General features: G+C 68.0%; 20 protein-coding genes and 1 pseudogene. 11 read left to right on the top strand and 10 right to left on the bottom strand.

Annotated elements, in window-relative coordinates; translation table 11 throughout:
* Positions 1 to 31 precede the first annotated feature (31 nt).
* Positions 32 to 1,123: an NAD(P)-dependent alcohol dehydrogenase gene (locus ACLHG5_RS02795; RefSeq protein ID WP_411317787.1), complete on the top strand. Its 1,092-nt coding sequence runs from the start codon at positions 32 to 34 to the stop codon at positions 1,121 to 1,123.
* Between the two features lie 26 nt (positions 1,124 to 1,149).
* On the opposite strand, the gene ACLHG5_RS02790 is transcribed toward ACLHG5_RS02795, so the two are convergent.
* On the bottom strand, positions 1,150 to 2,103 hold the full coding sequence (locus ACLHG5_RS02790; RefSeq protein ID WP_411315715.1) for a LacI family DNA-binding transcriptional regulator: 954 nt from the start codon (positions 2,101 to 2,103) through the stop codon (positions 1,150 to 1,152).
* A 206-nt stretch (positions 2,104 to 2,309) separates the two neighbouring features.
* Here ACLHG5_RS02790 and ACLHG5_RS02785 point away from each other — a divergent pair, with 206 nt between their 5' ends.
* The 5 genes from ACLHG5_RS02785 (at position 2,310) to ACLHG5_RS02765 (ending at position 7,537) form a co-directional block, all read left to right on the top strand.
* On the top strand, positions 2,310 to 3,134 hold the full coding sequence (locus ACLHG5_RS02785) for an ABC transporter permease (protein ID WP_411315716.1): 825 nt from the start codon (positions 2,310 to 2,312) through the stop codon (positions 3,132 to 3,134).
* The gene (locus ACLHG5_RS02780; RefSeq protein WP_411315717.1) at positions 3,131 to 3,928 is read left to right on the top strand and encodes an ABC transporter permease; all 798 of its coding nucleotides are present in this window, start codon (positions 3,131 to 3,133) and stop codon (positions 3,926 to 3,928) included. The genes ACLHG5_RS02785 and ACLHG5_RS02780 overlap by 4 nt, the downstream gene beginning before the upstream one ends.
* On the top strand, positions 3,925 to 4,980 hold the full coding sequence (locus ACLHG5_RS02775; RefSeq protein WP_411317786.1) for an ABC transporter ATP-binding protein: 1,056 nt from the start codon (positions 3,925 to 3,927) through the stop codon (positions 4,978 to 4,980). The genes ACLHG5_RS02780 and ACLHG5_RS02775 overlap by 4 nt, the downstream gene beginning before the upstream one ends.
* Positions 4,981 to 5,085: 105 nt before the next feature.
* Positions 5,086 to 6,165 carry an extracellular solute-binding protein gene (locus ACLHG5_RS02770; protein WP_411317785.1) on the top strand — a complete coding sequence of 360 codons (1,080 nt, stop codon included), beginning with the start codon at positions 5,086 to 5,088 and terminating at the stop codon, positions 6,163 to 6,165.
* Between the two features lie 187 nt (positions 6,166 to 6,352).
* A complete protein-coding gene (locus tag ACLHG5_RS02765; protein WP_411317784.1) occupies positions 6,353 to 7,537 on the top strand; it encodes an adenosine deaminase family protein in 1,185 nt (394 codons plus the stop codon).
* A gap of 38 nt (positions 7,538 to 7,575) precedes the next feature.
* Here the strand turns inward: ACLHG5_RS02765 and ACLHG5_RS02760 are convergent.
* Both ACLHG5_RS02760 and ACLHG5_RS02755 read right to left on the bottom strand, forming a co-directional pair.
* Positions 7,576 to 7,704, bottom strand: a pseudogene (locus ACLHG5_RS02760) (transcription initiation protein); the annotation flags it as partial.
* A gap of 96 nt (positions 7,705 to 7,800) precedes the next feature.
* Positions 7,801 to 8,559, bottom strand: a complete 759-nt coding sequence (locus ACLHG5_RS02755; protein WP_411317783.1) for an SDR family oxidoreductase — start codon at positions 8,557 to 8,559, stop codon at positions 7,801 to 7,803.
* Positions 8,560 to 8,660: 101 nt separating this feature from the next.
* Here ACLHG5_RS02755 and ACLHG5_RS02750 point away from each other — a divergent pair, with 101 nt between their 5' ends.
* Both ACLHG5_RS02750 and ACLHG5_RS02745 read left to right on the top strand, forming a co-directional pair.
* Positions 8,661 to 9,509 carry a helix-turn-helix transcriptional regulator gene (locus ACLHG5_RS02750; RefSeq protein WP_411317782.1) on the top strand — a complete coding sequence of 283 codons (849 nt, stop codon included), beginning with the start codon at positions 8,661 to 8,663 and terminating at the stop codon, positions 9,507 to 9,509.
* A gap of 306 nt (positions 9,510 to 9,815) precedes the next feature.
* A complete protein-coding gene (locus ACLHG5_RS02745; RefSeq protein WP_411317781.1) occupies positions 9,816 to 10,406 on the top strand; it encodes an excalibur calcium-binding domain-containing protein in 591 nt (196 codons plus the stop codon).
* 129 nt (positions 10,407 to 10,535) lie between these two features.
* Here the strand turns inward: ACLHG5_RS02745 and ACLHG5_RS02740 are convergent, their stop codons facing one another.
* The 7 genes from ACLHG5_RS02740 to ACLHG5_RS02710 all read right to left on the bottom strand — a co-directional run bounded on the left by ACLHG5_RS02740 (position 10,536) and on the right by ACLHG5_RS02710 (position 20,324).
* A complete protein-coding gene (locus ACLHG5_RS02740; protein ID WP_411317780.1) occupies positions 10,536 to 11,978 on the bottom strand; it encodes a DUF222 domain-containing protein in 1,443 nt (480 codons plus the stop codon).
* A gap of 128 nt (positions 11,979 to 12,106) precedes the next feature.
* Complete coding sequence (locus ACLHG5_RS02735; protein ID WP_411317779.1) at positions 12,107 to 13,567, bottom strand: threonine/serine exporter ThrE family protein; 1,461 nt, start codon at positions 13,565 to 13,567, stop codon at positions 12,107 to 12,109.
* Between the two features lie 62 nt (positions 13,568 to 13,629).
* A complete protein-coding gene (locus tag ACLHG5_RS02730) occupies positions 13,630 to 14,463 on the bottom strand; it encodes a carbohydrate ABC transporter permease (protein WP_411315726.1) in 834 nt (277 codons plus the stop codon).
* Positions 14,460 to 15,398, bottom strand: a complete 939-nt coding sequence (locus tag ACLHG5_RS02725; protein WP_411315727.1) for a carbohydrate ABC transporter permease — start codon at positions 15,396 to 15,398, stop codon at positions 14,460 to 14,462. Before ACLHG5_RS02725 ends, ACLHG5_RS02730 begins: the two co-directional genes overlap by 4 nt.
* Positions 15,399 to 15,469: 71 nt before the next feature.
* Positions 15,470 to 16,789: an ABC transporter substrate-binding protein gene (locus ACLHG5_RS02720; protein ID WP_411315728.1), complete on the bottom strand. Its 1,320-nt coding sequence runs from the start codon at positions 16,787 to 16,789 to the stop codon at positions 15,470 to 15,472.
* Between the two features lie 173 nt (positions 16,790 to 16,962).
* Positions 16,963 to 19,221, bottom strand: coding sequence for a family 78 glycoside hydrolase catalytic domain (locus ACLHG5_RS02715; protein WP_411317778.1), 2,259 nt, complete (start codon positions 19,219 to 19,221; stop codon positions 16,963 to 16,965).
* Positions 19,222 to 19,307: 86 nt separating this feature from the next.
* A complete protein-coding gene (locus ACLHG5_RS02710) occupies positions 19,308 to 20,324 on the bottom strand; it encodes a LacI family DNA-binding transcriptional regulator (RefSeq protein WP_411317777.1) in 1,017 nt (338 codons plus the stop codon).
* 237 nt (positions 20,325 to 20,561) lie between these two features.
* On the opposite strand from ACLHG5_RS02710, the gene rhaI reads away from it, so the two are divergent.
* The 3 genes from rhaI (at position 20,562) to ACLHG5_RS02695 (ending at position 25,280) form a co-directional block, all read left to right on the top strand.
* Entirely contained in the window at positions 20,562 to 21,734 is a 1,173-nt protein-coding gene (gene rhaI / locus ACLHG5_RS02705; RefSeq protein ID WP_411315731.1) for an L-rhamnose isomerase, read from the top strand.
* Between the two features lie 85 nt (positions 21,735 to 21,819).
* Positions 21,820 to 23,856 carry a bifunctional aldolase/short-chain dehydrogenase gene (locus ACLHG5_RS02700; protein ID WP_411317776.1) on the top strand — a complete coding sequence of 679 codons (2,037 nt, stop codon included), beginning with the start codon at positions 21,820 to 21,822 and terminating at the stop codon, positions 23,854 to 23,856.
* Positions 23,853 to 25,280, top strand: coding sequence for a rhamnulokinase (locus ACLHG5_RS02695; protein WP_411317775.1), 1,428 nt, complete (start codon positions 23,853 to 23,855; stop codon positions 25,278 to 25,280). The genes ACLHG5_RS02700 and ACLHG5_RS02695 overlap by 4 nt, the downstream gene beginning before the upstream one ends.
* Positions 25,281 to 25,288 lie beyond the last annotated feature (8 nt).

Raw genomic sequence — 25,288 nt, 5'->3', positions numbered from 1 at the left:
AGAAACACCAGACGTCATACAGGAGCCCGCCATGATCACTTCTCGAGCCGCCGTCGTCGACGCGCACGGTGCCCCGTTCACGCTGCGGAGCATCCGCGTTCCCGAACCGGGCCCGGGGAGCGTGCTCGTGCGCATCCGCGCCGTCGGGATCTGCCACACCGATATCGCCGTCGCCGCGGGCCATCGCGATCTGCCGACGCCGATCGTGCTCGGCCACGAGGGGGCGGGCGACGTCGAAACGGTCGGCGAGGGCGTCACGGGAATCCACGTGGGCGACAGAGTGGCGCTGTCGTTCGCCCACTGCGGCGCCTGCCGCGCGTGCACCGGCGGCCACCCGTCCGCGTGCGCCGAACTCATTGCACGCAATTTCTCCGGGGTCGACCCGCACGGGCGCGCGACACTGCAGGCCGCCGACGGCTCCGCGCTGCACGGATCATTCTTCGGTCAGTCGTCGTTCTCGGAGTACGCCGTCGTCGACAGCCGAGCGGTCGTCCGCATCCCCGGCGAACTGCCATACGAACTCGCGGCGCCACTCGGGTGCAGTATCCAGACCGGAGCGGGAGCGGTGTGGCGAGTCGCGCGCGTTCAGCCCGGCGACCGCGTGCTCGTCTCCGGTGTGGGAGCGGTCGGCCAATCGGCGATCATGGCGGCCCGCATCTCCGGGGCCGCGAGCATCATCGCCGTCGACGTCGCACCAGAACGGCTGGATGTCGCGCTCGCCGTCGGAGCCACCGACACGATCGACGCGAGTCGAATGGATGTGCCGACCGCGCTCGCGAGGCTCCTTCCCGACGGTGCGGATGCCGCGATCGACACGTCCGGCCGCCCCTCCGTGATCGACGCGAGCCTCACAGCGCTTCGCGTGGGCGGCACACTCGCGCTCGTCGCCTCCGGTCGAGGCGCGGACTCCCTCGCGCTCTCGCGGCTCGTCGGCAAGACGGTCACGGGGGTTCTCGAGGGCGACTCGGTGCCTGCGACATCCATTCCGCAGCTCGCGGGTCTCGCACTCGACGGGCGGTTGCCTCTCGAGCGCATCGTGCGCACGTACCCGTTCGAGTCGATGGGGCTCGCCCTCGTCGACATGCACTCGGGCACGGCGATCAAGCCGGTTCTGCTGCTCTGAGCGCCGCGCGCATCAGCACGCGCGCGTCACGCGCCCGGCCACTGCACGGGAACGGGCAGGCGCGTTCTCGTGGGTTCGGCGTCGGGATCGCGGATGCGTTCGAGCAAGAGCTCCGCGGCCGCGCGGCCGAGTTCGTCGCCGTCGACGTCGACCGCGGGGACCCCCACGAGCCCCAGGGTGTCGACGACCGACCGCTCCGAACTGACCACGATGTCTCGGTCGAACGTCGGGTCGGCGAGCAAGGCGTACTGCACGCCGAGACCGATCGCGGTCGCGTAGGGCACGACGGCCGTCGCTCCCGAGTCGCGCACCGCGGCGGCGACACCGATGCCGGCGGCGAAGGTCGAGGGGCACGGTCCGAGAACCGTCAGTTCGGCGCGATCCCGAGCCGTCTCGGTGACGATCGCGGTGCGCTGGCGGTCTTGCCACGACCCACCCGGGCCCCCGATGTAGGCGATCCTCCGATGCCCCTCCTCGATGAACCGATCGACGAGGCCCCCGAAGGCCGACGCGGTGTCGGCCACGACGGAGGTGAGACCCTCGAGTTCGCGATCGAGAAGAACGGTGGGCTTGTGGCTGCCCGCGGCGAGCACGAGGTCGTCACCGCCGCGCGGCGCCGCGATGATGAACCCGTCGACCTGCCGCGCGAGTCGCTCGACGGCGCCGAGTTCGCCGACCGTCTCGAGGGAGTGCACGGCGATCGTCAGTTGCAAGCCCTCGTCGTCGGCGCGTCGCTGTGCGCCCCCGATGATGGGGGTGAAGAAAGAGTTGTCGAGCGTCGGAACGAGGAGGGCGACGATGCCGCTCCGCCCGCGCGCGAGGTGGCGTGCGGCGCGATTGGGTTCGAACCCGAGCTTCGCTGCGGCGTCGAGCACGCGCGCGACCGTGTCGGGAGACACCATCTCGGGTCGACTGAGCGCGCGCGAAGCGGTCGCTTTCGATACCCGCGAGAGGGCGGCGACATCGGCGAGCGTCGACACACGACTCCTTCCCGTTGCCTAACCCTATCGGCGGTGGTGCAACCGGATGCAGCAATGGCGCCCGGGATCGTGGGTGCACGAAACGCAGAATTTACATGCACGCATCCCCCGAGGAATGCCGAAGTGGCTACGGTGTATGCAACCGGTTACATTGCCGGTCGACACACGTGCCCGTCGAGCGGGCACCGGCGGATCGGAGGAGCGGAATGAGATCGACATCGAGGCCGCTCCTCCTGCTCCTGCCGGGGCTCGCGTTCCTCGTGCTGTTCTTCGCCATCCCGTCGCTCGTGATGTTGCTCGCACCACCCGGCACCGGCCCGAGCGACGTGTTCGAGCGCCTCGGCGCGATGATCACCGACCCCTACGACCTGAGGATCATCGGGCGCACCGTCGGCATCGGCCTCGTCGTGACCCTCGTGTGCGTCGTGCTCGGGTTTCCGATCGCCTACCTGCTCGCGCGCTCGACGTCACGGTGGGGTGGGGTGCTCCTCGCCCTCGCGATCTTTCCCCTCCTCCTGAGCAACGTCGTGCGCACCTTCGGGTGGCTCGTCATCCTCGGCGCGAACGGCGCCGTCGGGCAACTCATCGTCGGACTCGGTCTCGCCGAGCAGGCACCGCAACTCCTCTACACGGAGCTCGCGATCGTGCTCGGCCTCACCCAGCTCTTCCTCCCCCTCGCGATCATCTCCTGCTACTCCGCCGTGTCGCAGGTCGACGCGGGCCTCGACGACGCCGCGCGCGGACTCGGCGCCGGCCGCACCCGCACCTTCTGGGATGTCGTCGTGCCGCTCTCGCTCCCGGGCATCGTCGTCGCGGCGACCCTCGTGTTCGCCGGATCCGTCACGGCATACACGACCCCCTACCTCCTCGGTGGTTCGGGGCAGCGGATGCTCAGCACCCAGCTCTTCTCCTACTCGAGCGTCACGATCGACTGGGCGAGCGCCTCGGCCACCGCCATCATCATGACCGTTCTCGTCTTCCTGGTCTCGGGCCTCTCCTCGCTCGTCGCCCGCCGCGGAGCGGTGTCGTGAACACGCGCCGCCCGGTCGCCGCCTCGCTCGCCGTCGCGGGCTACATCATCATGATCGTGCCGATCCTCTTCGTCGTCGCGACCGCATTCTCCGAGAGCTCGACCCTGCGCTTCCCGCCGCAGGGATTCTCGTTCCGCTGGTTCGGCGAAGCGCTCTCGTACAGCCCCTTCCTCGAATCCCTCGTCACGAGCGCCCAACTCGCGGTCGTGTCGACGGCGATCGCCCTGCTCCTCGGTGTGCCGGCGACCCTCGCGATCTACCGCGGAAAGCTGCCGGGCAAAGGCCTCATCGAGGGGCTCTTCCTCTCCCCCCTCATCGTGCCCGAACTCGTCGTCGGCCTCGCCCTCTTCCAGCAGCTCGTCATCACCTTCCGCATCGACAACGCGGCCGTACTGCTCGTCGGGCACACGGCCATCCTTCTCCCCTACGCGGTGCGGGTCACCGGTGCCGCCCTCGCCAACTCCGATCCGGCCCTCGAGGAGGCCGCCCGGGGGCTCGGCGCCAGTCCGCTGCGCGCGTTCTTCACCGTGACGCTCCCGATCCTCCGGCCCGGAGTGTTCTCCGCGGCGCTCCTCGGCTTCGTCACCTCGTTCAACAACGTGCCCCTTTCGCTCCTCCTCCAGAGTCGCGACGCGCGCACCCTCCCCGTCACGATGCTCGACTACGTGCAACAGAGCTACGACCCCATGGTCGCGGCCACCTCGACCCTCATCCTCGCGGCGACCGTCGTCGTCGCCGTCATCGCCGAGCGCAGCGTCGGCTTCGCCAAGATCTTCGGAGGAATCAACCGATGAACGCCGCAGCGCAATTCGAGAGAGTGAGCCAGGTCTTCGGAGACTTCACGGCCGTCGACTCGATCGACCTCTCGATCGCCCCCGGAAAGCTCACGACACTGCTTGGTCCGAGCGGATGCGGAAAGACCACGTCGCTCCGTATGCTCGCCGGTTACACGGCCCCGACGAGCGGTCGCATCCTCATCGACGGGGTCGACTCGACCCGCACTCCGCCCGAGAAACGCGGACTCGGCATGGTGTTCCAGTCGTACGCGCTCTTTCCGCACATGACTGTCGCCGACAACGTCGGGTACGGACTCAAACTGCGGGGCCTGACGAAAGGCGAGCGCCAGGAGCGGGTCGCCGAGAGCCTCGACCTCGTGGGCCTCGGTCACCTCTCCGGCAGTCGGCCGCGAACCCTCTCGGGCGGTCAGCAGCAGCGCGTCGCCCTCGCTCGAGCGATCGCCATCCGCCCCAAACTGCTCCTCCTCGACGAGCCGCTCTCCAACCTCGATGCCCGCTTGCGCGTGCAGATGCGCGCCGAGATCCGGCGCATCCAGTCGGAGACCGGACTCACGGTCGTGCTCGTCACCCACGACCAAGACGAGGCGCTCGAGATGAGCGACGACATGGTGCTCATGCGCGCAGGCAGAATCATGCAGCAGGGCTCCCCCACCGAGGTGTTCGGTGCTCCCGCCAACAGGTTCGTCGCCGACTTCCTCGGTTACGAGAACTTCCTCACCACGGCAGACGGCGGACTCGTCACCGTTCGCCCCGAGCATCTCGAGGTGAGTGCAGACAGCGCGGCGACCCGCAGCGGGGGTCTCGCCCTCCACGGCACGGTGATGGATGTCGCCTACCGCGGTGTCGACCTCCTCGTGACGGTCACGGTCGTCGACGCGAGCGGAGAACGCGTGCGCCTCGTCTCCGACGTGCGTGCCGACGGTCGAGCGACGGTCACCCCCGGTGACGACGTCATCGTCTCGGCACCCGAGACGCGTCTCGTGTCGCTCCCCGACGAAACCTCCTCGACTCTCGAACCCCGCGACACCGACAGCTCTCTCGCCGGCTAGCACCCTCGCCGGTCGGCTTCCTCGCCGGTCGGCACCCGTCCCCGATGTTCCACCCCGATGTCTTACCTCCCCGTTCGGCCGCTCGGCCACCGAAAGGAACCAGTCATGCCTCGTCCCACGTCTCCGTCCGCCGCCCGGCGGTTTCTCACCGTCGCCTCGGGTGTCGTCATCGGCAGCATCGCGCTCGCGGGTTGCTCGTCCGACACCGCGGGTGACAGCGACACCCTCGTCGTGAGCACCTTCCCGTTCGGGGTCGAGCAGTTCCAGGAGGCGATCATCGACCCGTTCACCGAAGCGACGGGCATCGAGGTCGAGGTCGAAACCGGATCGAACGCGGACCGGTTGTCGCAGCTGCAGCTCGCGGGCGGCGACCCGGGCATCGACGTCATGCTCATCAGCGACTACTACGCCGCCCTCGGGCAAGAAGACGACCTCTTCGAGCCCGTGGATGCCGACGCGGTGCCGACACTCGACGAGGTCGCCGAGTTCGCGACCGAAGAGGAGTACGTCGGTCCGGCATACAGCTACCAGCTCAACGGAACGCTCTACTCGACCGACGACGTCACCGCGGAGGAAGCGGCCGACTGGGCGATCTACGGGGACGCGGCGAACGCCGGTCGTGTCGCCCTCCCCGACATCTCGGTGACGGCCGGGCAGCTCATGGTGAGCGGGATCGGCGCGACCTACGGTGCCGGGCCCTACGACATCGACACGGCTCTCGAGACGCTCTCGGGCTGGTCACCCAACATCCTGCAGTTCTACAGCTCGTCGACCGAGGTCACGAACCTCCTCACCCAAGGCGAGATCGTGGCTGCCGACGCGCTGAGCGGTTTCGCGACCGACCTCGTCGCCGGCGGCGAGCCGATCGCGTGGACCGCACCCGACTCGGGGCGCTACATGGCGACCAACCGGGCGATGATCCCCGCGGGAGCACCGAACTCCGAGGCGGCGAACCAGTTCATCGACTACCTGCTCTCGGTCGAGGCGCAGACCGCGTCTGCCGAGATCGTCGGCGACCTGCCCGTCAACCTCGAAGCCACCGTGCCCGACTCGATCACCGCGGTCGTCGGGGACATCGCAGACGACCCGATCGCGGCCGGCTACGAGACCCTCGACCCGACCGAACTCGTGCCGACGCGCTCCGAGTGGGTCGACCGCTTCGCTCGCGAGGTGACGGCCCAGTAGGCGTGGCGCGGCGGTCCCGGCACAGCAGATCAGGTCGTGCCGGGACCCGCGACTGCCTGCGCGTCACCTTCCGTGCGTCACCACCCGAGTCAGCACTCGCGCGTCACCACCCAGCGAGACCCGTCTCCCGAGTCACGATCCCCCGCGATCCGACCGTCCGACTTTCGACCGCACCACCGGAGCACCCATGACCACCGAGATCCCCTCCGCCGCGACGCCTTCCGCCCGCGGGGCACGCACCGCCACCGCTCCGACCGGCGGCGCCATCCCCGCCGACTGGATCACGCGACTGCCGAAAGTCGACCTGCACTGCCACCTCATCGGCACCGTGCGCCCGTCGACCTTCGGTGAGCTCGCCCGGCGCGAGGGGCTCGAACTCCCCGACACCCCCGAACGCATCTTCGCCGACATCAACTCGCTGCCGCCCGACCCCGCGCTCTACCGCAACACGGTCGTGCCCGTGCCGCAGGGCAGGTCGGCCGACGAACCCGCGGTGTCGTTCTCTCTCTTCCAGGCCTCCAACTGGGTCGTCGAGGTGCTGCGGTCGGCTGACGACCTCACGCGCATCGTCTACGAGGCCTTCGAGGATGCCCACACCTCGAGCAACACACGGCACCTCGAGCTCTTCTTCGACGGTGTTCCCGAGCACCTCGCGGGGCTCGGCTACGCCGGGAGCGTCGAGGCCTACGCGGAGGGCATCCGTCTCGCCGAGAGGGACTTCGGCATGACGGGGCTCATGATCGCAGGGATCGACCGCAGTCGCTCCGGCGAGGAGGCGCTCGCTCGCGTGCGGGAGGTCGTCGACAACCCGCACGAGTATGTCGCGGGCATCGGGCTCGACAACCTCGAGACGGCGGGCCCACCGGAACGGTTCATCGACGCCTACCGTCTCGCGGGCGAGGCGGGCCTCGGGCGCACCGCCCATTCGTCGGAGCACGCTCCGAGCGCGCTCAACACGATCACGTGTCTCGACGACCTCGGGTGCGACCGTATCGACCACGGCTACTTCGTGCTCGAAGACTCCGACGTCGTGAACCGGGTGCGCGACGAGCAAGTGGTGTTCACGGTCGCGTCGACGACGTCGCGGCGGTCGTGGCGGCCGTGGCGCCGGGCATCCATCGCCGCGATGATCGACGCGGGGCTCACGGTCGTGCCGTGTTCAGACGACCCGGGGATGTTCCCGACGACGCTCGCCTCGGAGTACCGCATCCTCGCCGACGACCTCGGAGTGGACGCCGACCCGTTGCGGGCGATGGCCCTCACCGGGGTGCACGCGTCGTGGCTCCCGGCAGACGCGAAGCAGCGCCTACGGGACTCCGTCGTCGCGGAGATCGCGGCGCTCGACGGCGAGTTCGGGCTCGAGAGCGACTAGGTTCCTCGTGCTCGGGGTGCGTGTGTCGCGCCTCCCGATCAGGACAGCGGATCGTACATGAACTCGCGCACCTCCTGTGCGCAGCGGCACGCGGCCGCGAGCTTCGCGGCCCACTCGAGCGTGGCTTCCCGCGAGGGCAGTTCGAGCACGGTGTATCCGCCGTCGAGTGCGGCCGCGTGACCGTACCGTCCGCGTGCGCGTGACCGGAAGAGCGGGGCCCGCGCGGTTTCGCGGCGCGCGGGTCCCGACAGTGTTTCGCTGCCCTAGTGCGGGTCGAGCCGGTTGATCGTCGCCACCACGTGGTCGTAGTCGCCGCGCGCTTCGCCGTAGCGCAGGAATTTGACGTTCTCCACCTGGATCTCGGTCGCATCGGGCTTGGTCTCGAGGAGTGTCATCACTTCGTCCACGAAGTCGACGAGGGGCATCGCGAAGTCGCTCTGCTCCTGTCCGGGCATGAGGGCGGTGCGCACCGACGGGGGTTCGAGTTCGACGACGCGGACGCTCGTGTCGGCGAGCTGGAGGCGGATCGACTCGCTGAGCATGTGGATGGCGGCTTTCGTCGCGTTGTAGGTCGGTGTCACCCGCAGGGGGGCGAACGCGAGTCCCGACGAGACCGTCATGATGGTGGCATCCCGCTGCGCGAGCAGGTGTTCGATGAACGCGCCGATGAGTCGGATGGGGCCGAGCAGGTTGGTCGTGACTGTCTCTTCGGCGGTCGTGACGAAACCGTCGGGGGTCGTCCAGTCTTCGACGCGCATGATGCCGGCCATGGTGACGAGCACGTTGAGGGTGGGGTGGTCGGCGATCACGCGTTCGGCGGCGGTGCGGATGCTCGCGGCATCCGCTGTGTCGATGGTGACGGTGTGCACTCCCGGGTGGTCGGCTCGGATCTGCTGCAGCAGTCCGGTGCGGCGTCCGCCGACGATCACGGTGTTGCCGCTGTCGTGGAGGCGGAGGGCGAGGGCGAGCCCGATGCCGCTTGTGGCGCCGGGGATGAAGATGGTGTTTCCGGTGATGTTCATGCCTCGAGTGTGGGCGGTGTCGGGTGGGGCGTTCAGGGAGTGGTCGTCGGGGGATCGCCGATCCCTGGTTCGGCTCCGGTTGGTGCAGCGATACTTCTGGGGTGGATCGTGACTTTCTCGCAGACTTTCTGGTGCGGCGCCGGAACGCGGTGCAGCCCGCCGATGTCGGTCTGAGTGTGGGGCTGCGGCGTCGCACGGCCGGGTTGCGGCGCGAGGAGGTGGCGTTGCTCGCATCCATGTCGACGGACTACTACACGCGTCTCGAGCAGCGGCGCGGGCCACAACCGAGCACGCAGATGGTCGCGTCTATCGCGCGGGCGCTGAGGTTGTCGTCGCAGGAGAGGGACTACCTGTTCCGGTTGTGTGGTCACAGTGCGCCGGATCGGGTGGCGGGTGCAGATCATGTGGCGCCCGCTCTGTTGAGGGTGCTCGATCGTCTGACCGATTCGCCCGCGCTCATCCTCTCGGCTCTCGGGGAGACGCTCGTGCAGAACGGGCCGGCGCAGGCCCTTTTCGGTGATGTGAGCGGGTTGGTCGGCATGGAGCGGAGTGCGATCTTCCGGTGGTTCATGCACCCCGAGACGGAGCGGGTGTTGTATCCGGAGGATGATCGCGACCGGCAGAGTCGGGCGCAGGTGGCGTCGTTGCGTGCGGCGTTCGGTTCGGCGGGCCCGAAGTCGAGGGCGGCGGAGATGGCGAAGCATCTCGCTGCGAACTCCCCCGAGTTCGCGGTGCTGTGGGATGAGCACGAGGTGGGCAAGCGGTTCGCGGACCACAAGGTGCTCGTGCATCCGGAGCTCGGCGAGATCGAGGTCGACTGTCAGGCGCTGTTCACCGAGGACGAGTCGCAGGTGCTGCTCGTGCTCACGGCGCCGCCGAACACGGAGGCGGACCAGAAGCTCCGGCTGCTCGCAGTCGTTGGCACTCAGGATTTCGCGCGAGGTCGCTGAGCGGGTCTCTATCGAGCGGTGGACCGCGTCGGACCCCCGCGGTTTCGTCTCGAGAAGGACGTCAAGGCGCTCGTCTCGGCGAGTTCGTCGCTTTCAAGGGCGAACGACTCGGGGTCGAACTCGATGCTGAACACCCAGCGACTGAGTCGGCCATCCCGTCGTGGGTGTTGAAGCCTAGCCACACCGGTTCGCGTGGCACGGATAGTCGGCGAACTCCTACGGTGGGCCCGGGTGGCCCACCGAGATTTTCCTGTGATTCTGGTGTGGATTCCCCTATGGTCAGATCACCCGAACTGATAGGTCTTCATGAAACTCCTCGTAATCCTGGCGCTGCTTCCTGCCCTCGCGCTCTCGACTTTGAGCGCTCCTCCCGCCCTCCTGCAGAGTTCGACCGTTCGGGCGGCATCCGGCGTCGAGCTCATCGCGGGGGCCAGCCACGCTGCGACTGCGGTTGCAAAACCGACCAAGCGCCCTACGGCCCGCTTTGCCTACAAGTGCAACCGCTCTAAGGGGCTCATCGTCGCGGTTACGAACCCGAACCGTTCCGCCATCAAGGTCGCCATTTCGCACAGCAGGAAGTCCGGGTCTTCGACGATCAGTGTTCCGGCCCGTGGCACCGCGCGGTTCGAGAATCGGGTCAAATTGCCGGAGGACAAGCGCACGAAGGTGTCGGTGTCGTTCCGCGGAAAAGTGGTCGCGTCGAAGACGTTCAGCGTCAATTGCGTGAAGCCGGCCCCGGCTGTGAAGCCCAAGCCGAAGCCCAAACCGTCTGCGGTGTACTACAAGAACTGCGATGCAGTGCGTGCGGCGGGCAAGGCACCTCTGCACAAGGGCCAACCGGGCTACGAGGCACCGCGCTTGGACCGCGATCGCGACGGCGTCGCGTGCGAAAGGTGATCGAGCACTGACCGAGAAGTGCTGGCCGGGGCAGCAGCGCCTGGGCGCAGCGACATCTGCTCCCTCTCTCATCTCACCTCACCTCCTATCCCGGCACTCGGTCACCACCACTGCGTGACCTCGGCCACGTCACGCCCTCGCGGGCGCCGGTTGTCGCGCCAGATCGCCCATCGCCGGACTTCGGCCGGGCAGGGGAATCGGGTTCTGGGTGGGGTCGACGCTCCGAGGCGGCACGAGCAGATAGTCGGCCCGGTCGCGGCGCACCTCCCAGTGGTTGTCGTGGATGAGCAGATGGTGGCGCCGACAGAGCAGGATGCCGTCGGCGACATCCGTGCGTCCGTTGCCCGACGCCCACGGGTTGATGTGGTGCGCCTCGCAATAGGAGGGCGGGCGGTCACAGCCGGGAAAGCGACATCCGCCGTCTCGCACCGCGAGCCCGATGCGCTGACGTTCGGTGAACAACCGGCGGTCGCGACCGACGTTGACGCATTGGCCGTCGCTGTCGAAGCCGACGCTGATGACGCCGGTGTTGCAGATCGTTCGTTCGATCGTGGGCGTGGAGACGGCGTCGTTGCGACCCTCGAGGTGGCCGGGGCCGGTTCGCTTCTCGAGACGGTCAGCGGTGACGACCACCCGCACGCACGGGCGCCGCACACCGAAGAGGGTGCCGGGGTCGGCATCGACAGCGAGACGCACCGTGTCGACGAACGCGTCGGCGGCGACCTGTTCGTCGGTGCGGTCGTCGTTCAGGAGGTCTTCGGCGGTGGCTCGAGCCGCAGGGTCGACGAACCGCGGACCGCCGCGGCGGGGTGACAGGATCTGGGCGAACGCTTCTGCGACGAGAGCGCCGTCTTCGGGGGCGAGCCGCCAGCTTCCGCGGTGCATTCCCGTGGCGTCCCACCAGGTGCGAACGGATCGCAGATCTCGCTGCTCCTTCTCCCGCCGCGCGATGCCTTCGGCGTCGATGATGTCGCGGGCCTGCCGCGCTCGACGGTGCACTTGGTCGGGCGTCAGACCGCGAGCGGCGTCAACGAGCTCGTCGGCGACCGCGTTGAGCGTGTCGTCGTCGCACGAGGTGACCTCGCACAGAACGCGACGGATGGCGTCCATCGCATCGAGAGACAGCGCACCCTCGGTGACGGCGGCCGCCAGTCGCTCCCGCCAGGAGAGAACACGCGACGCTGCGCCATCCGCGCCAGCCGCACCAGCATCCGCCGCAGCGCTGACGAACACCGCTTCGGCGAACTCCGCCTCGGCGATCATCGTTCCGGCCTCGACGAGTCGTGTCGCGTCGTGTCTGCTCACGTGAGCGACGGCCTGGATCATCGCGATCGGATTGAGGAACCCCGCCTGCTGGGCGAGACCCCGGTGCCCGAGTTCCTGTCGCGACCGGTGGGCGACCTCACCCGCGGCGAGGGCAGCGAACTGATCGACACAGTGCCGCAGCTCAGCGATCGCCGAGGCCGCCCGGGTCAGCTCGTCGCCGTCGAGTGCCGCGAAGGTCGTGGCCGACCCACCCACCCCAGCGACAGCGGCGGCTCGCTCGAGGAGGGTGTCGGGGAGGGTGGGCATGCATCTATTCTCCGGGTTCGAACATACCTTCGGAAGTGAGGCGAATCGTTCTGGAGAGAGGTTCTCGCGATGGGAGTTGGGCAGGAGAAGACACCACCCTCAACCGCACGGCCCCGCGCCGCTCGCCCCTACCGGACCCCGCGGTTGCGCTGCAAGGCGACGGTCGCCTGGCGGTCGAGCCCGAACACTCGGCGAGCGCCGAATCCGCCGATGGTCGTGCCCGCCGCGAGACCGATGCCCGTCGCGAGGGCGACCACCACGTCGGGGAGAGCCGAGATGATGCCGTATTCGGAGTCCATGAACCCGTAGAGCGCGCGATACACCGCGAGCCCGGGGATGAGGGCGATGATCCCCGCCATCGTCATCGCACTTTCGGGCACTTTGAGCCAGCGGTAGATGAGGTAGCCGATGACGCCCGCGGCAACTCCGGCCACTCCCGGCGCGAGGCCGGGTTGTGAGGCGAGGGGCAGAACGATCGCGTAGAGCGCGAACACGAGTGCCGCGACGGCGGCCATGAGCGGCACGTAGCGGAACCGAACATACGACGTGAGCGCGAATCCGACGCCGATGAGGGCAGATCCCACCACCCCGGGCACGAAGCGGATGTCGTCGCCGAGCGAGGTGGCGACGGTCACGGGCACGCCCATCCGCAGTGCCGCGCCGAGCACGATGGAGATGCCGACGGCGAGGCCGAGGGTGAGCATCACGACTTCCATGCCCCTCGCGGTCGCGGTGACGTAGTAGCCGTCGATCGCGTCGCGCGCGGAGGCGGTGAGGCCGACCCCGGAGAGCAGCATGATGATGCCCGCGATGACGATGACGGTCGGCGCGTTGGAGCCGGGGAGTTCGATTCCGAGGGACCGCAACCAGAAGAGCAGCACGGCGATGCTCGTGGTGGCCATCGCGGCCGCCATCTGCGCGAAGAATCCGGGCACCGACCATTTGCCGAGCTGGCGGGTGATGATGTCGGAGATCACGGCCGTCACGGCGGCGACGATCACGAGCACGAAGCTCACGTTGAAAAGCACGACGACCCCGGCGGCGAGCACCGCTTTGCCCGCCCGGACAACCCAGTGGCGGTAGGGGTGCGGCCTCGTGAGGATCGTGTTGAGCCGCTCCCGCGCCTCGGCGACGGCGACGGGGCCGCCGTGGCCTCCGCCCTCCCCCGTGATCTCGTCGATGAGGAGGTACACGTCTTGCAGTCGCGAGTAGTCGGTGGTGCGCACTTTGACGATGCGCATGACCGACATGGGGTCTTCGTTCATCCCGCGGTGGATGGAGACGGTGATCGACGTGAAGGTGATGTCGACGTGCATGGCGCTGATGCCGTAGGCGTTGCTCATGCGCAAGACGGTCGCGACGACATCCGCTGCCGACGCCCCGGTCGCGAGCATGGCCTCCCCCGCGCGCAGGCACAGGTCGATGACCTCTCGAGCGTGCCGCTGCGACGACTGGTCGTCGGCGGCGACGACCGAGATCACCTGGGTCGGTGTCTCGAGCCCGCGGATGGCGCCGCCGGCCAATTGGAGCAGCGAGCGGCTCACTCGTCTGCGGTGCACTTCTCGTCGGTCGTCGGGTCCATCTGTCACGGGTTAAGGGTACGGGGCGTTCGAGGGCGATTCGCCGGCGACAGCCACCTCGAGAAAAAGACCTACCCCTTGACCGCTCCCGACGTCATGCCCGCCACGATCTGACGGTTGAAGAAGACGTACATGATGAGCGGCGGGATCGTGATGAGCAGCACGTTCATGAACAGCAGGTTCCACTGGTTGAGTCCCTGCGACTGGTAGTTGTACAGCGTCAGTTGCACCGTCGAGTTCTCCTCCCCCGGCAGGAAGTAGAGCGCGTAGGTGAAGTCGTTGAACACCGTCACCGCTTGCACGACGACGACCGTGACGATCACCGATTTCAGGAGGGGGAAGACGACCGAGAAGAAGAGTCGCAGCGGGCTCGCTCCGTCGATGAGTGCCGCCTCGTCGAGTTCGCGCGGGATGGTCGCGACGAACGCCCGGAACAGGAGGATGCAGAACGACAGACCGAACGCGATGTGCACGGCAATGAGACCGAACAGCGTTTTGAAGATGCCGAGGGTCTGAAGCGTGTAGATGGTGGGCACCACCGCGGGCGGGATGATGAGGCCGGCGAGAACGAGCCCGTTCACGAGCGGGTTCCACTTGGACTGCCGCCTCTGCAGCACGTAGCCGACCATGGCCGCGAGGATCACCATCACGGTCACACTCGCCACGGTGAGCACCGCGCTGTTCAAAAACGCCCGGATGAGTTGTCCGTCGCGGTTCTGCATGACCTCTGTCAGATTGGCGAAGAACGCCCACTCGGTCGGCCAGGAGAATTCGAGGGCGGACGCTTCGAGCTGCGTCTTCGAGGCGGTGAGGACGATGAAGACGAAGGGAACGATGAAGACGACGATCGAGAGAACGATCGCGATCGTCCCGACCCAGATCCCCGTGGGTTTGACGCGGTTCACGAGTCGTCTCCCTTGCGGTTGAAGTAGTAGGAGAGTGGAAAGATGACGGCCGCGATGACGAGGAAGAGGATGACGTTGCCCGCCGTCGAGAGGCCGTAGAACCCGGCCTGGTACTGCTTGAAGATCACCGAGCCGATGACGTCGCTCGTGAACCCGGGGCCGCCCCGTGTCATCGCCCAGATGAGGTCGAACGATCGCAGTCCGCCGATGAGCGACAGCAGCACGACGGTGACGGTCGCCGGTCGGGCGAGAGGGAGGGTGATGCTCTTGAAGTTCTGCCACGACGACGCGCCGTCGACTTTCGCTGCCTCGTAGTACTCCTGAGGGATGGCGACGATCCCGGCGATGTAGATGAGGGTGGCGAGACCGACCCCCTTCCAGACGTCGACGAGCGCGACGGAGAACAGTGCCCAGGCGGGGTCGGTGAGCCAGCCGGGGCCTTCGATTCCGATGACCGCGAGCGACTGGTTGATGAGCCCGTCGAACGGGTCCATGAGCACGCGGAAGGTGACTCCCACGCCGATGGTGCTGACGAGCACCGGAAAGAACACGACCGAGCGCAGGTATCCGCGGGCGATGATCTGCGACGTCAGTAGAACCCCGAGCGCCATTCCGAGCACGACCTTGAGTCCCGACGTGATCACCGCGTAGGTGAAGGTGTTGACGAACCCCTGCACGAGCGCGGGCTCCCGGAAGAACTGCTCGAAGTTGGCGAGACCGATGAACTCGACGTCGAAGATGCTCCACCGCGTGAGTGCGAAGTAGAACGACGCACCCGTCGGGATGAGGAAGAGCGCGACGTAGAACACGCCGGCGGGGATGTAGAACCACGTGGGGTAGGGGCTCCGAACGGTGGACTTGCCGCGCTTCTGCGCGCGACCGCCCTTCGGCTGGTCCGTGCCCTCGGGAGCGAGTTCTGAGGCGATGAGTGTCATGGCAACCCGTCATTGGGGACCGGTGGGCGGCTCTGCGCCGCCCACCGGTCGTCTGCTCGTGTGGTGGGGCTTTACCAGCCGTCGATGCCGAGCTGCAGTGCCTGCTTCTCGACGTCCTGATCGTAGAGCGCGGCTCCGTCGGATGCTCCCCGGATTCCGGATCCGACCTCGACGGTGATCTGCTCGAGAGCCGGTCCCTTGATGGGAGAGAGGAATTCGAGCGCGAGCCCGGTGCGTCCCTCGTCGAAGTACGGCTGGAGGTCGGACACGATGGCCGGAACATCCTCGGGGAGCTCGCATCCGTCTACGACGAACGGTCCGCCGATGGTGGTCGACTCGGCGATGGTGTCGCAACCCTCGGGGCTCGCGAGCCACGCGGCGAACTCCTTCGACGCCTCGAGCTGTGCCCCCTCGGTGGATGTCGGGATGTAGAGGGCGTTGGGCATCCACACGGTCACGCCGTTGCTGCCGGCGTCGTCGCCGGGGATCGGGAAGACCCCGATGTCGTCGGCGGCATCCGGGTAGTTGGCTCCGATGTTGCCCGCGACGTTGCCCGTGAGCATCGGATAGTGGGCCGCGGTGCCTTCGACGAGCATGCGCACGCCGTCGTCGTAGGTGGCCGAGGCGAAGTCACGGTTGAAGTAGTCGGCTTCGCCGAGTTCTTCGAGCTTCTCGAATCCGGCGAGCCCGGGCTGGTCGGCGAACTTCGCCTCGTTCGCGGTGTACTTCTCGGCCCACTCGGGGTCCTCGGCGAGGACGTTGAAGAAGTCGCCGAGAATCGTCACTTGCGATGTCCACGTGTCACCGTAGGTCTGCGCGACGGGGTCGATGCCCGCGGCCTTGATCTCTTCGTTGTTGTCCATGAAGTCGTCCCACGTCTCGGGGATCTCGAGTCCGAGGTCTTCGTAGACCGCCTTGCTGTAGGTCATCGCGCCGGCGAACGACGCGGCCGCCGGGGCACCGTAGATGCCGTTGTCCGTCGAGACGGTCGTGGTGAAGTCGTCGAGCAGGTCGTCGACCCAGGGCTCGTCCGACAGGTCGACGAGGGTCTGCTCGGGGTTGAGCGCCTGGAACAGCGATCCGGTGTTGTAGTAGAACATGTCGTTCATCTCCCCGGTGCCGAGCCGGGTCTTCACGAGGTTGTCCCCCTCGCCGCCGGCGGGGTGGATCTCGGTCGAGATCGTGACGTCGGGGTTCACCTCGGCGTACGCCGCGATGAGGCCGTCCCAGGCGGCGACGGTCGACTCGGCGTTGTCGATGTAGACGGAGAGCTCGATCGCCTCACCGTCACCTCCCGTTCCACCGGATGTCGAGCTGCATCCTGCGAGCGTGAGCGCGGCGACTATGGCGCCGGCGCCGAGGGCCGTGGCCTTCGTCCTGTGAATTCTCATCCTTACCTCCTTGTAAAGACCCGGACGACTTCGTCCCGGTTCAAACTGCCTTGAAACGATTCAAGTGCGATCAACCTACCGATTGCATGTGCCCTCGTCAATCAACCTTCCGGAGAAGTTTGTAACGATTCAGATCGAGGCCCCGCGACTCGCTCGGTGGGGCACACGAGCGGTCACCTCCGGAAGCGGTGCTCCCCGTCAGACAGCTCGACGTCGCTCTCCCCCTCGAGTCGGAGCACACCGCTCGCCCCCGACGGCACTCGCACGGTGACACTGAGCCCGTCGCCCTCGCGCTCCCAGTGGATGGACGCGAGACCGAGGGGCGTGTCGACCGAGGCCTCCGCCCACGTGAGATCTCCCCCCGGGCGCGGAGCGAACAGAACCGTGCGATAGCCCGGTTCGAGCGGCGCGATCCCCGCCACGACGCGATGCATCCAATCGGCCACCGCGCCGAGCGCGTAGTGATTGAAGCTCGTCATCTCTCCCGGGTTGATGGAGCCGTCCGGCAGCATGGAGTCCCACCGCTCCCAGACCGTCGTCGCTCCCATCGTCACGGCGTAGAGCCAGCTCGGGCTCTCCTCCTGAAGCAGCAACCGGTAGGCGGCGTCGACGTGGCCTGTCGACGTCAGCGCGTCGGTGATGAAGGGAGTGCCCGCGAACCCCGTGGAGATGCGATACCCGCTGTCGGCCACAAGTCGAGCCAGGCGCTCACCCGCCCACACCCGGTCGTTCTCGTCGAGGAGGCCGAACGCGATCGCGAGCGTGTAGACCGTGGTGCAGTCGCTGAGGATGCGTTCGTCCGAGACGTACGACGCGTGGAAAGCCTCGCGGAGCGAGACCGCCATCCGGCGGAACTCCTCCTGCTCCTCGACCCGGCCGAGGATGGCTGCCGCTCGCGCGGTCAGGTCGGCCGACCGGTAGGCAGACGCGGTCGCGACGACCCCGGTGTCGGCTTTCGCTTCTGCCGGCGCATCCGGTGGTGCATCCGGATCGAGCCAATCGCCGAACTGGAATCCGGCATCCCAGACGCCCGAGGCCGAGAGCTTCGATCGAACCGTGCGCACGTGCGACGCCATCGAGTCGAATGTCGCCCGCAGCACGGTGTCGTCGCCGTAGGCCTCCCACAGCGCCCAGGGCACCCACACGGCAGCGTCGCTCCAGATCGCGGTGCTGTCGAAGGGAGCGAACTCTGCGGGGTTGCCGACGTATTTGAGGATGTCGGGCACCACGTAGGGCACCACTCCGTCGTGGTGAGTCTGTTCGGCCGCGAGGTCGATCAGCCAGTCCTGGAGAAAGCTCTCGACGTCGTAGAGGTAGGCCGCGGTCGCAGCGAACGCCGAGATGTCGCCGGTCCAGCCGAGACGTTCGTCTCTCTGCGGGCAGTCGGTGGGCACGTCGAGAAAGTTGCCTCGCATGCCCCACACCACGTTCTCGTGAAAACGGTTGAGCAGCGGATTCGACGAAGCGAACGCCCCGATCCGCCGCAGCTCCGACGAGACGACCACGGCGACCAGGTCACCCTCACGGATGGCCTCGATGCCACCCGGCCACCCGGTCACCTCGGCGTAGCGGAAGCCGTGAAAAGTGAAGGTCGGCTCGAACGTGTCGGACTCTCCGCTCAGCACGAACATGTCCGTGGCCTTCGCGCTCCGCAGCGGCCTGACCCCCAACTCGTCGTTCTCGAGCACCTCGGCGTGACGGATGCTGACGACGGCGCCGGACGGCCCCACCACACTCACGCGCAGCCACCCGACGAGGTTCTGACCGAAGTCGACGAGCACGCGCCCCGAGGGGCTCGTCCAGATGCGCTCGGGCAGCACGTCCTCCTGGCGACGGACCGGCGGCCCCACGTACGGCTCGAGCAGGCCCAGATCCTTCTCGACGATGCGTACCGCCTCGAAGTCGTCCGCGTCGAAACCGGGGAGGTTCCACCCGGTTCGGCGCCGGCGCGCGTCGATCGTCTGGCCGTCGTAGAGGTCGTCGGAGACGACGGAACCCGCACCGACCGTCCACGACTCGTCGGTCGCGATCACCTGGTGGTGTCCGTCGGCGAAGGTCACCCGCAGCTCTGCGAACGCGGCACGATCGTCGCCGTAGTAGGCGGCTCCGCCCGTCCACCCGAGTCGCCCGCGGTACCAGCCGTTTCCGACCGCGATGCCGAGCACCGAGGCTCCTCGCCTCACCAGCTCGGTGACGTCGGTCGACGAGTGGCGGATTCGCCACTCGTAGCTCGTCCACCCCGGGGTGAGAACGTCCGGAGATACCGGCTCACCGTCGAGGAAGGCTTCGCAGACCCCCAGGGCCGAGAGCTCCAGTTGAGCCGCGGCGACCTCCCCGTGGCCCGCATCGAGAGTGAACTCCCGCCGAAACAGGGGCGCTGCGTCGAGGCTCCCCGCAGGGGCGATGAATCGGGCCTGCCAGTCGTCAACCATCGATAGTTCTCCTTCGAACTCGAAAATAAAACGTTTCAATGAGCGTGAAGGTAGCACGCCGGCGCGCCATTCCCCAGCCCCCTGGTCTAGCTGCCGCGAGTGCTCTCGCGCACGATCAGTTCCGGCTGGAACACGACGGTGCGAGCGTCGAGCGACGGATCCGAGGTCTCCTCGAGCAGGATGTCGACGGCGGTCTGCCCGATCAGTTCGCTCGGCTGCCGGATCGACGAGAGCGGAACGACCGCGGCCCGAGCGAAGTCGATGTCGTCGTAACCGATGAGTGCGATGTCCGACGGCACGGCGATCTCGGTCGACCCCCGCATGGTCAGAGCCTGCAGCACCCCCATGGCGACGAGGTCGTTCGCCGCGATGACCGCATCCGGTCGATCCCGGGGGGCTCGAGCGGCGATCGCCTCCCCCGCGCTGCGACCGGCCAACACCGTGAGCGCGGGCACGTCGATGACCTCGAAAGACACTCCGGATGCCGCGGCGATCGCCCTCTCGGCTCCGCGGAGTCGGTCTGACACCTGGCGGATCTCGAGCGGTCCGCCCACGAAGGCGAGACGGCGGCGCCCCGTCTCCATGAGATGACCGGCCGCGAGCGCTCCGCCGGCGACGTCATCGACCGACACCGAGCTGAAGGCGGCGTCGTCGCTCTGGCGATCGACGAGCACGGCACGCATCCCCCGCTGTCGCATCGCTTCGAGCCGATCGGTGACGTCACCGAAGGGCGAGATCAACACTCCGCGAACCCGCTGTTCTTCGAAGACGTCGAGGTAGGTCGACTCGCGGTCGACGTCTTCTCCGCTGTTGCCGAGCATGACGACGAGACCCGCGTCGGCGGCCCGGTCTTCCGCGCCCCGGGCCACGTCGGTGAAGAACGGGTTGTGCGAGTCGAGCACGATCAGTCCGATGGTCCGACTGCGCCCGACGCGGAGCTGCCGTGCCGCATCGTTGCGCACGAAGCGGAGCTCGGCGATCGCCGCGTGCACGCGTTCGGCGACGTGCGCCGTGACCTTGTCCGGGTGGTTGAGCACATTCGACACCGTGCCGACCGAGACTCCCGCGCGCGCGGCGACGTCGCGGATGCTTGTCGCGGCCATTGCGCCCCGTTCTCGATGACGGCGTCTGAACCGTTCCATCCTGTCAGAGCGCCGCGGCGGGGGCGGGATCCCGCACGACGGCGCGCCCGCAGCCCGTCACTGCGGGCCTCAGCGGGGTGACGAACCGCGCGATCAGCGGTCGACCTTGACACCGGCTCACCGGGAGTCCATTGTTGAAACGATTCATTGCAGCGTTGCACGAGGTCATTTCTCGTTCGACAGAGAGTTCAGGAACCCATGGCCACGTCTGACTTCGCCGCCGTCACACCGATCCTCGAGCGACAGGCCATCGAGCTGCCGTCGTGGGCACTCGGAAACTCGGGCACTCGCTTTCGCGTGTTCACGACGCCGGGAACCCCGCGCACCCCGCAGGAGAAGATCGCCGACGCCGCCCAGGTCAACACCGTCACCGGTCTCGCCCCGACGGTGGCGCTCCACATCCCGTGGGACCGGGTCGATGACTACGCCGCCCTCCGCAGCTTCGCGCGCGAGCACGGCATCGAGATCGGGACCATCAACTCGAACACCTTCCAAGACGAAGAATACAAATTCGGCAGTCTCGCGTCGACGGATGCGCGAGTGCGTCAGCGCGCCATCGACCACCACTTCGAGTGCATCGACGTCATGGATCAGACCGGGTCGCGCGACCTCAAGATCTGGCTCGCCGACGGCACGAACTACCCCGGGCAAGACGACATCCGCAGTCGCCAGGACCACCTCGCCGAGTCGCTCGCGATCATCTATGAGAGGCTCGGCGCCGACCAGCGGATGGTGCTCGAATACAAGTTCTTCGAGCCCAGTTTCTACCACATGGATGTTCCCGACTGGGGCACCTCCTACGTGCACGTGGCGGCCCTGGGCGATCGGGCACTCGTCTGCCTCGACACCGGTCACCACGCGCCCGGCACCAACATCGAGTTCATCGTCGCGCAGTTGCTGCGGCTGAAGAAGCTCGGATCCTTCGACTTCAACTCGCGCTTCTACGCCGACGACGACCTCATCGTCGGCGCGGCCGACCCCTTCCAGTTGTTCCGCATCATCGCCGAGGTGATCCGCGGTGGGGGGCTGGAGGTCGACTCCCCCGTCGCGTTCATGCTCGACCAGTGCCACAACGTCGAGGCGAAGATCCCCGGTCAGATCCGCTCTGTGCTCAACGTGCAGGAGATGACGGCCCGAGCCCTGCTGATCGACCGCGACGCCCTCGACATCGCGCAGCGCGACAACGACGTGCTCGGCGCCAACGCGATCTACATGGACGCGTTCTACACCGACGTGCGCCCGCTGCTCGCCGAGTGGCGCGAATCGCGCGGCCTCCCCGGCGACCCCATGGCCGCGTTCGCGGAAAGCGGCTACCAGGCCGCCATCAACGCCGAGCGCGTCGGCGGCACGCAAGCGGGCTGGGGGGCCTGACCCTCCCGGTCCTCGCGCAACCGACACCTCCACCCACCCCGACGACCACGACGACGACACCGACGACACCCTGGAGCCTCCGACGATGACCAACCCCACCGCAGCCGAACTCCTCGCTCGGTCGAACCGTCTCGGTGCCGACGCGCGCAACACGAACTACGCCGGCGGCAACACTTCGGCCAAGGGCACGGAAATCGACCCGGTCACGGGCGACCCGGTGGAGCTGCTGTGGGTCAAGGGGTCGGGGGGCGACCTCGGAACCCTCGTCGAGGGGGGCCTCGCGGTGCTCCGTCTCGACCGGCTCCGCGCCCTCTCCGCCGTCTACCCGGGGGTCGATCGCGAAGACGAGATGGTAGCGGCGTTCGACTACACGCTCCACGGCACGGGCGGAGCGGCGCCGTCTATCGACACCGCGATGCACGGACTCGTCGACGCGGCCCACGTCGACCACTTGCACCCCGACGCGGGGATCGCCATCGCGACCGCCGCCGACGGCGAGCGCCTGACCGAGCAGGCGTTCGGCGGCAGGGTCGTCTGGGTGCCGTGGAGACGGCCAGGGTGGCAGCTCGGTGAAGACATCGCGGCGATCAAGACGGCGAACCCGGGCGCGATCGGGTGCATCCTCGGTGGCCACGGGATCACGGCGTGGGGCGACACGAGCGACGATGCCGAAGCCAATTCGCTCTGGATCATCGAGACGGCCACGACGTTCATCGCCGAGCACGGCCGCCCTGATCCGTTCGGGGCACCGCTCGACGGCTACTCCGCCCTGCCCGATGCAGACCGACGCGCCAAGGCCGCGGCCCTCGCCGCCACGATCCGCGGGCTCGTCTCCACCGACCGCCCCATGGTCGGGCACTTCACCGACGACGCCGTGGTCACCGACTTCCTCGCGTCGTCGGAGCACCCGAGGCTCGCGGCCCTCGGCACGAGCTGCCCCGACCACTTCTTGCGCACGAAGGTGAAGCCGCTCGTGCTCGATCTGCCGGCGGATGCCACCGTGGACGAGTCGCTCGAGAGGCTCGCCGAGCTCCACACCGAGTACCGCGCCGACTATCAGGCCTACTACGACCGGTTCGCGACGGCCGACTCCCCCGCCATCCGCGGGGCGGACCCGGTGATCGTGCTCGTTCCCGGCGTCGGCATGTTCTCCTACGGGCCCAACAAGCAGACCGCGCGCGTCACGGGCGAGTTCTACGTCAACGCGATCAACGTCATGCGGGGCGCCGAGGCTCTCTCGACCTACACGCCCATCAGCGATGAGGAGAAGTTCCGCATCGAGTACTGGGCGCTCGAAGAGGCGAAGCTGCAGCGGATGCCGCGCCCGAAGCCGCTCGCGGGCCGCATCGCCCTCGTCACCGGTGCCGCGTCGGGCATCGGCAAAGCCATCGCCACGCGGCTCGCCGCGGAGGGCGCGTGCGTCGTCATCGCCGATCTCGACTTCGCGAAGGCGCAGGCTGCGGCCGCGGAGATCGGCGGCACCGATGTCGCGGTCGGAGTGCAGGCCGACGTCGTCGACGAGACCGCGGTGCAGGCATCCATCGACGCCACCGTGCTCGCGTTCGGCGGCCTCGACCTCGTCGTCAACAACGCCGGGCTCTCGCTCTCGAAGTCGCTGCTCGAGACCACGGTCGCGGATTGGGATCTGCAGCACAACGTCATGGCCAAGGGCTCGTTCCTCGTCTCCCGTGCGGCCGCGCGCGTGCTCATCGACCAGAAGCTCGGCGGCGACATCGTCTACATCTCGTCGAAGAACTCCGTGTTCGCGGGCCCGAACAACATCGCCTATTCCGCCACGAAGGCCGACCAAGCCCACCAGGTGCGCCTCCTCGCCGCCGAGCTCGGCGAGCACGGCGTCAAGGTCAACGGCATCAACCCCGACGGCGTCGTGCGCGGCTCGGGCATCTTCGCGGGAGGCTGGGGCGCCAAGCGTGCCGCGGTCTACGGTGTGCCCGAAGAGGAGCTCGGCGAGTATTACGCGCAGCGCACGCTGCTCAAGCGCGAGGTTCTGCCCGAGAACGTCGCGAACGCCGTCTTCGTGCTGTGCTCGAGTGACCTGTCGCACACCACCGGGCTCCACATCCCCGTCGACGCGGGTGTCGCCGCCGCGTTCCTGCGATGACCGAGGCGGTCGCCGCGGTCGATCTCGGCGCGACGAGCGGTCGGGTCATCGTCGGATACGTCGGCGACGACGACATCACGCTCCGTCACGTCGCCCGGTTTGCGAACACCCCCGTGCGCACCGCCGACGGCCTCCACTGGAACATCCTCGAGCTCTACCGCAACGTGGTCGCGGGTGTGGCGACGGCCGCCCGCGACGAGCCCGGTCTCTCGAGCATCGGCATCGACTCCTGGGCGGTCGACTACGCCCTCATGCGCGGAGGGCGCATGCTCGGCACGCCGTACCACTACCGCGACGAGCGCACGGCGACCGCGATCGAGCGCACGCACTCCGCGGTGCCGAAGGGGGCGCTCTTCGCCGCGAACGGACTGCAGCATCTGCCGTTCAACACCCTCTTCCAGTTCGCCGCCGACGAGGCAGCCGGCTTCCTCGACCTCGCTGACACCGCACTGCTCATCCCCGACCTCATCGGCTTCTGGCTCACGGGTCGCGCGGTCGCCGAGCGCACGAACGCGTCGACGACGGGGCTGCTCGACGTGCGCACTCGCGAGTGGAACGACGACCTCATCGCGCGACTGGGCCTGGCGAGCGACATCCTTCCCCCTCTCGTCGATGCCGGGACGACGATCGGTGCACTGTCACCCGAGGCGCGAAACGAGCTCGGCGTGAATGCCGAGCGCACGCTCGACGTCGTCGCGGTCGGGTCGCACGACACCGCGTCGGCGGTCGTGGCCGTTCCCGCGACGACGCCGAACTTCGCCTACATCAGTTGCGGCACGTGGGGGCTCGTGGGAGTCGAGCTCGACGTCCCCGTGCTGTCTACCGACGCCGCCGACGCGAACTTCACCAACGAGGGTGGCGTCGACGGACGCATCCGTTTTCTCCACAACGTCATGGGGTTGTGGCTGCTGAGCGAGTCGGTGCGGCACTGGCAGCGTGACGGCTCGGTCGTCGACCTCCCGTCGCTGCTCGATGCCGCGGCCGCCGTGTCGACGACGGTCGGCGTGTTCGACGCCGACGATGCGCGGCTCCTGCCTCCCGGGGACATGCCCTCGCGCATCGCCGCTCTGTGCGGCGAGCGCGGCGAGCCGGTGCCGACGACGCACGCGGAGGTCGTCCGCAGCATCATCGAGAGTCTCGCCGCGGCGTTCGCCCACACCGTCGGCGAGGCGAGCCGCCTCGCCGCGAAGCGCGTCGACGTGATCCACATCGTCGGCGGCGGGTCGCGAAACGCGCTCCTGTGTCAGACCATCGCTGATCGCGCGGGTCTCCCCGTGCTCGCGGGGCCGGTCGAGGCGACCGCCATCGGCAATGTGCTCGTGCAGGCGCGGGCGCGCGGTCTCGTCACCGGGGATCTCGAGGCCCTGCGCGACCTCGTCTGCCGGTCTATGCCGCCCCGGTCGTATCGACCCCGCACCACCTGACAGCCCAC

Source organism: Marisediminicola sp. LYQ85 (assembly GCF_046600695.1).
Taxonomy (GTDB): Bacteria; Actinomycetota; Actinomycetes; order Actinomycetales; family Microbacteriaceae; genus Marisediminicola.
This window is presented reverse-complemented; position numbering and strand designations above follow the sequence as displayed.

Bases quoted from the DNA above. Each gene is read 5' to 3' on its own strand.
- ACLHG5_RS02795 (WP_411317787.1), top strand. From the start codon at position 32: ATGATCACTTCTCGAGCCGCCGTCGTCGACGCGCACGGTGCCCCGTTC.
- ACLHG5_RS02785 (WP_411315716.1), top strand. From the start codon at position 2,310: ATGAGATCGACATCGAGGCCGCTCCTCCTGCTCCTGCCGGGGCTCGCG.
- ACLHG5_RS02775 (WP_411317786.1), top strand. From the start codon at position 3,925: ATGAACGCCGCAGCGCAATTCGAGAGAGTGAGCCAGGTCTTCGGAGAC.
- ACLHG5_RS02770 (WP_411317785.1), top strand. From the start codon at position 5,086: ATGCCTCGTCCCACGTCTCCGTCCGCCGCCCGGCGGTTTCTCACCGTC.
- ACLHG5_RS02765 (WP_411317784.1), top strand. From the start codon at position 6,353: ATGACCACCGAGATCCCCTCCGCCGCGACGCCTTCCGCCCGCGGGGCA.
- ACLHG5_RS02755 (WP_411317783.1), bottom strand. From the start codon at position 8,559: ATGAACATCACCGGAAACACCATCTTCATCCCCGGCGCCACAAGCGGC.
- ACLHG5_RS02745 (WP_411317781.1), top strand. From the start codon at position 9,816: ATGAAACTCCTCGTAATCCTGGCGCTGCTTCCTGCCCTCGCGCTCTCG.
- ACLHG5_RS02740 (WP_411317780.1), bottom strand. From the start codon at position 11,978: ATGCCCACCCTCCCCGACACCCTCCTCGAGCGAGCCGCCGCTGTCGCT.
- ACLHG5_RS02725 (WP_411315727.1), bottom strand. From the start codon at position 15,398: ATGACACTCATCGCCTCAGAACTCGCTCCCGAGGGCACGGACCAGCCG.
- ACLHG5_RS02720 (WP_411315728.1), bottom strand. From the start codon at position 16,789: ATGAGAATTCACAGGACGAAGGCCACGGCCCTCGGCGCCGGCGCCATA.
- ACLHG5_RS02715 (WP_411317778.1), bottom strand. From the start codon at position 19,221: ATGGTTGACGACTGGCAGGCCCGATTCATCGCCCCTGCGGGGAGCCTC.
- ACLHG5_RS02710 (WP_411317777.1), bottom strand. From the start codon at position 20,324: ATGGCCGCGACAAGCATCCGCGACGTCGCCGCGCGCGCGGGAGTCTCG.
- rhaI (WP_411315731.1), top strand. From the start codon at position 20,562: ATGGCCACGTCTGACTTCGCCGCCGTCACACCGATCCTCGAGCGACAG.
- ACLHG5_RS02700 (WP_411317776.1), top strand. From the start codon at position 21,820: ATGACCAACCCCACCGCAGCCGAACTCCTCGCTCGGTCGAACCGTCTC.
- ACLHG5_RS02695 (WP_411317775.1), top strand. From the start codon at position 23,853: ATGACCGAGGCGGTCGCCGCGGTCGATCTCGGCGCGACGAGCGGTCGG.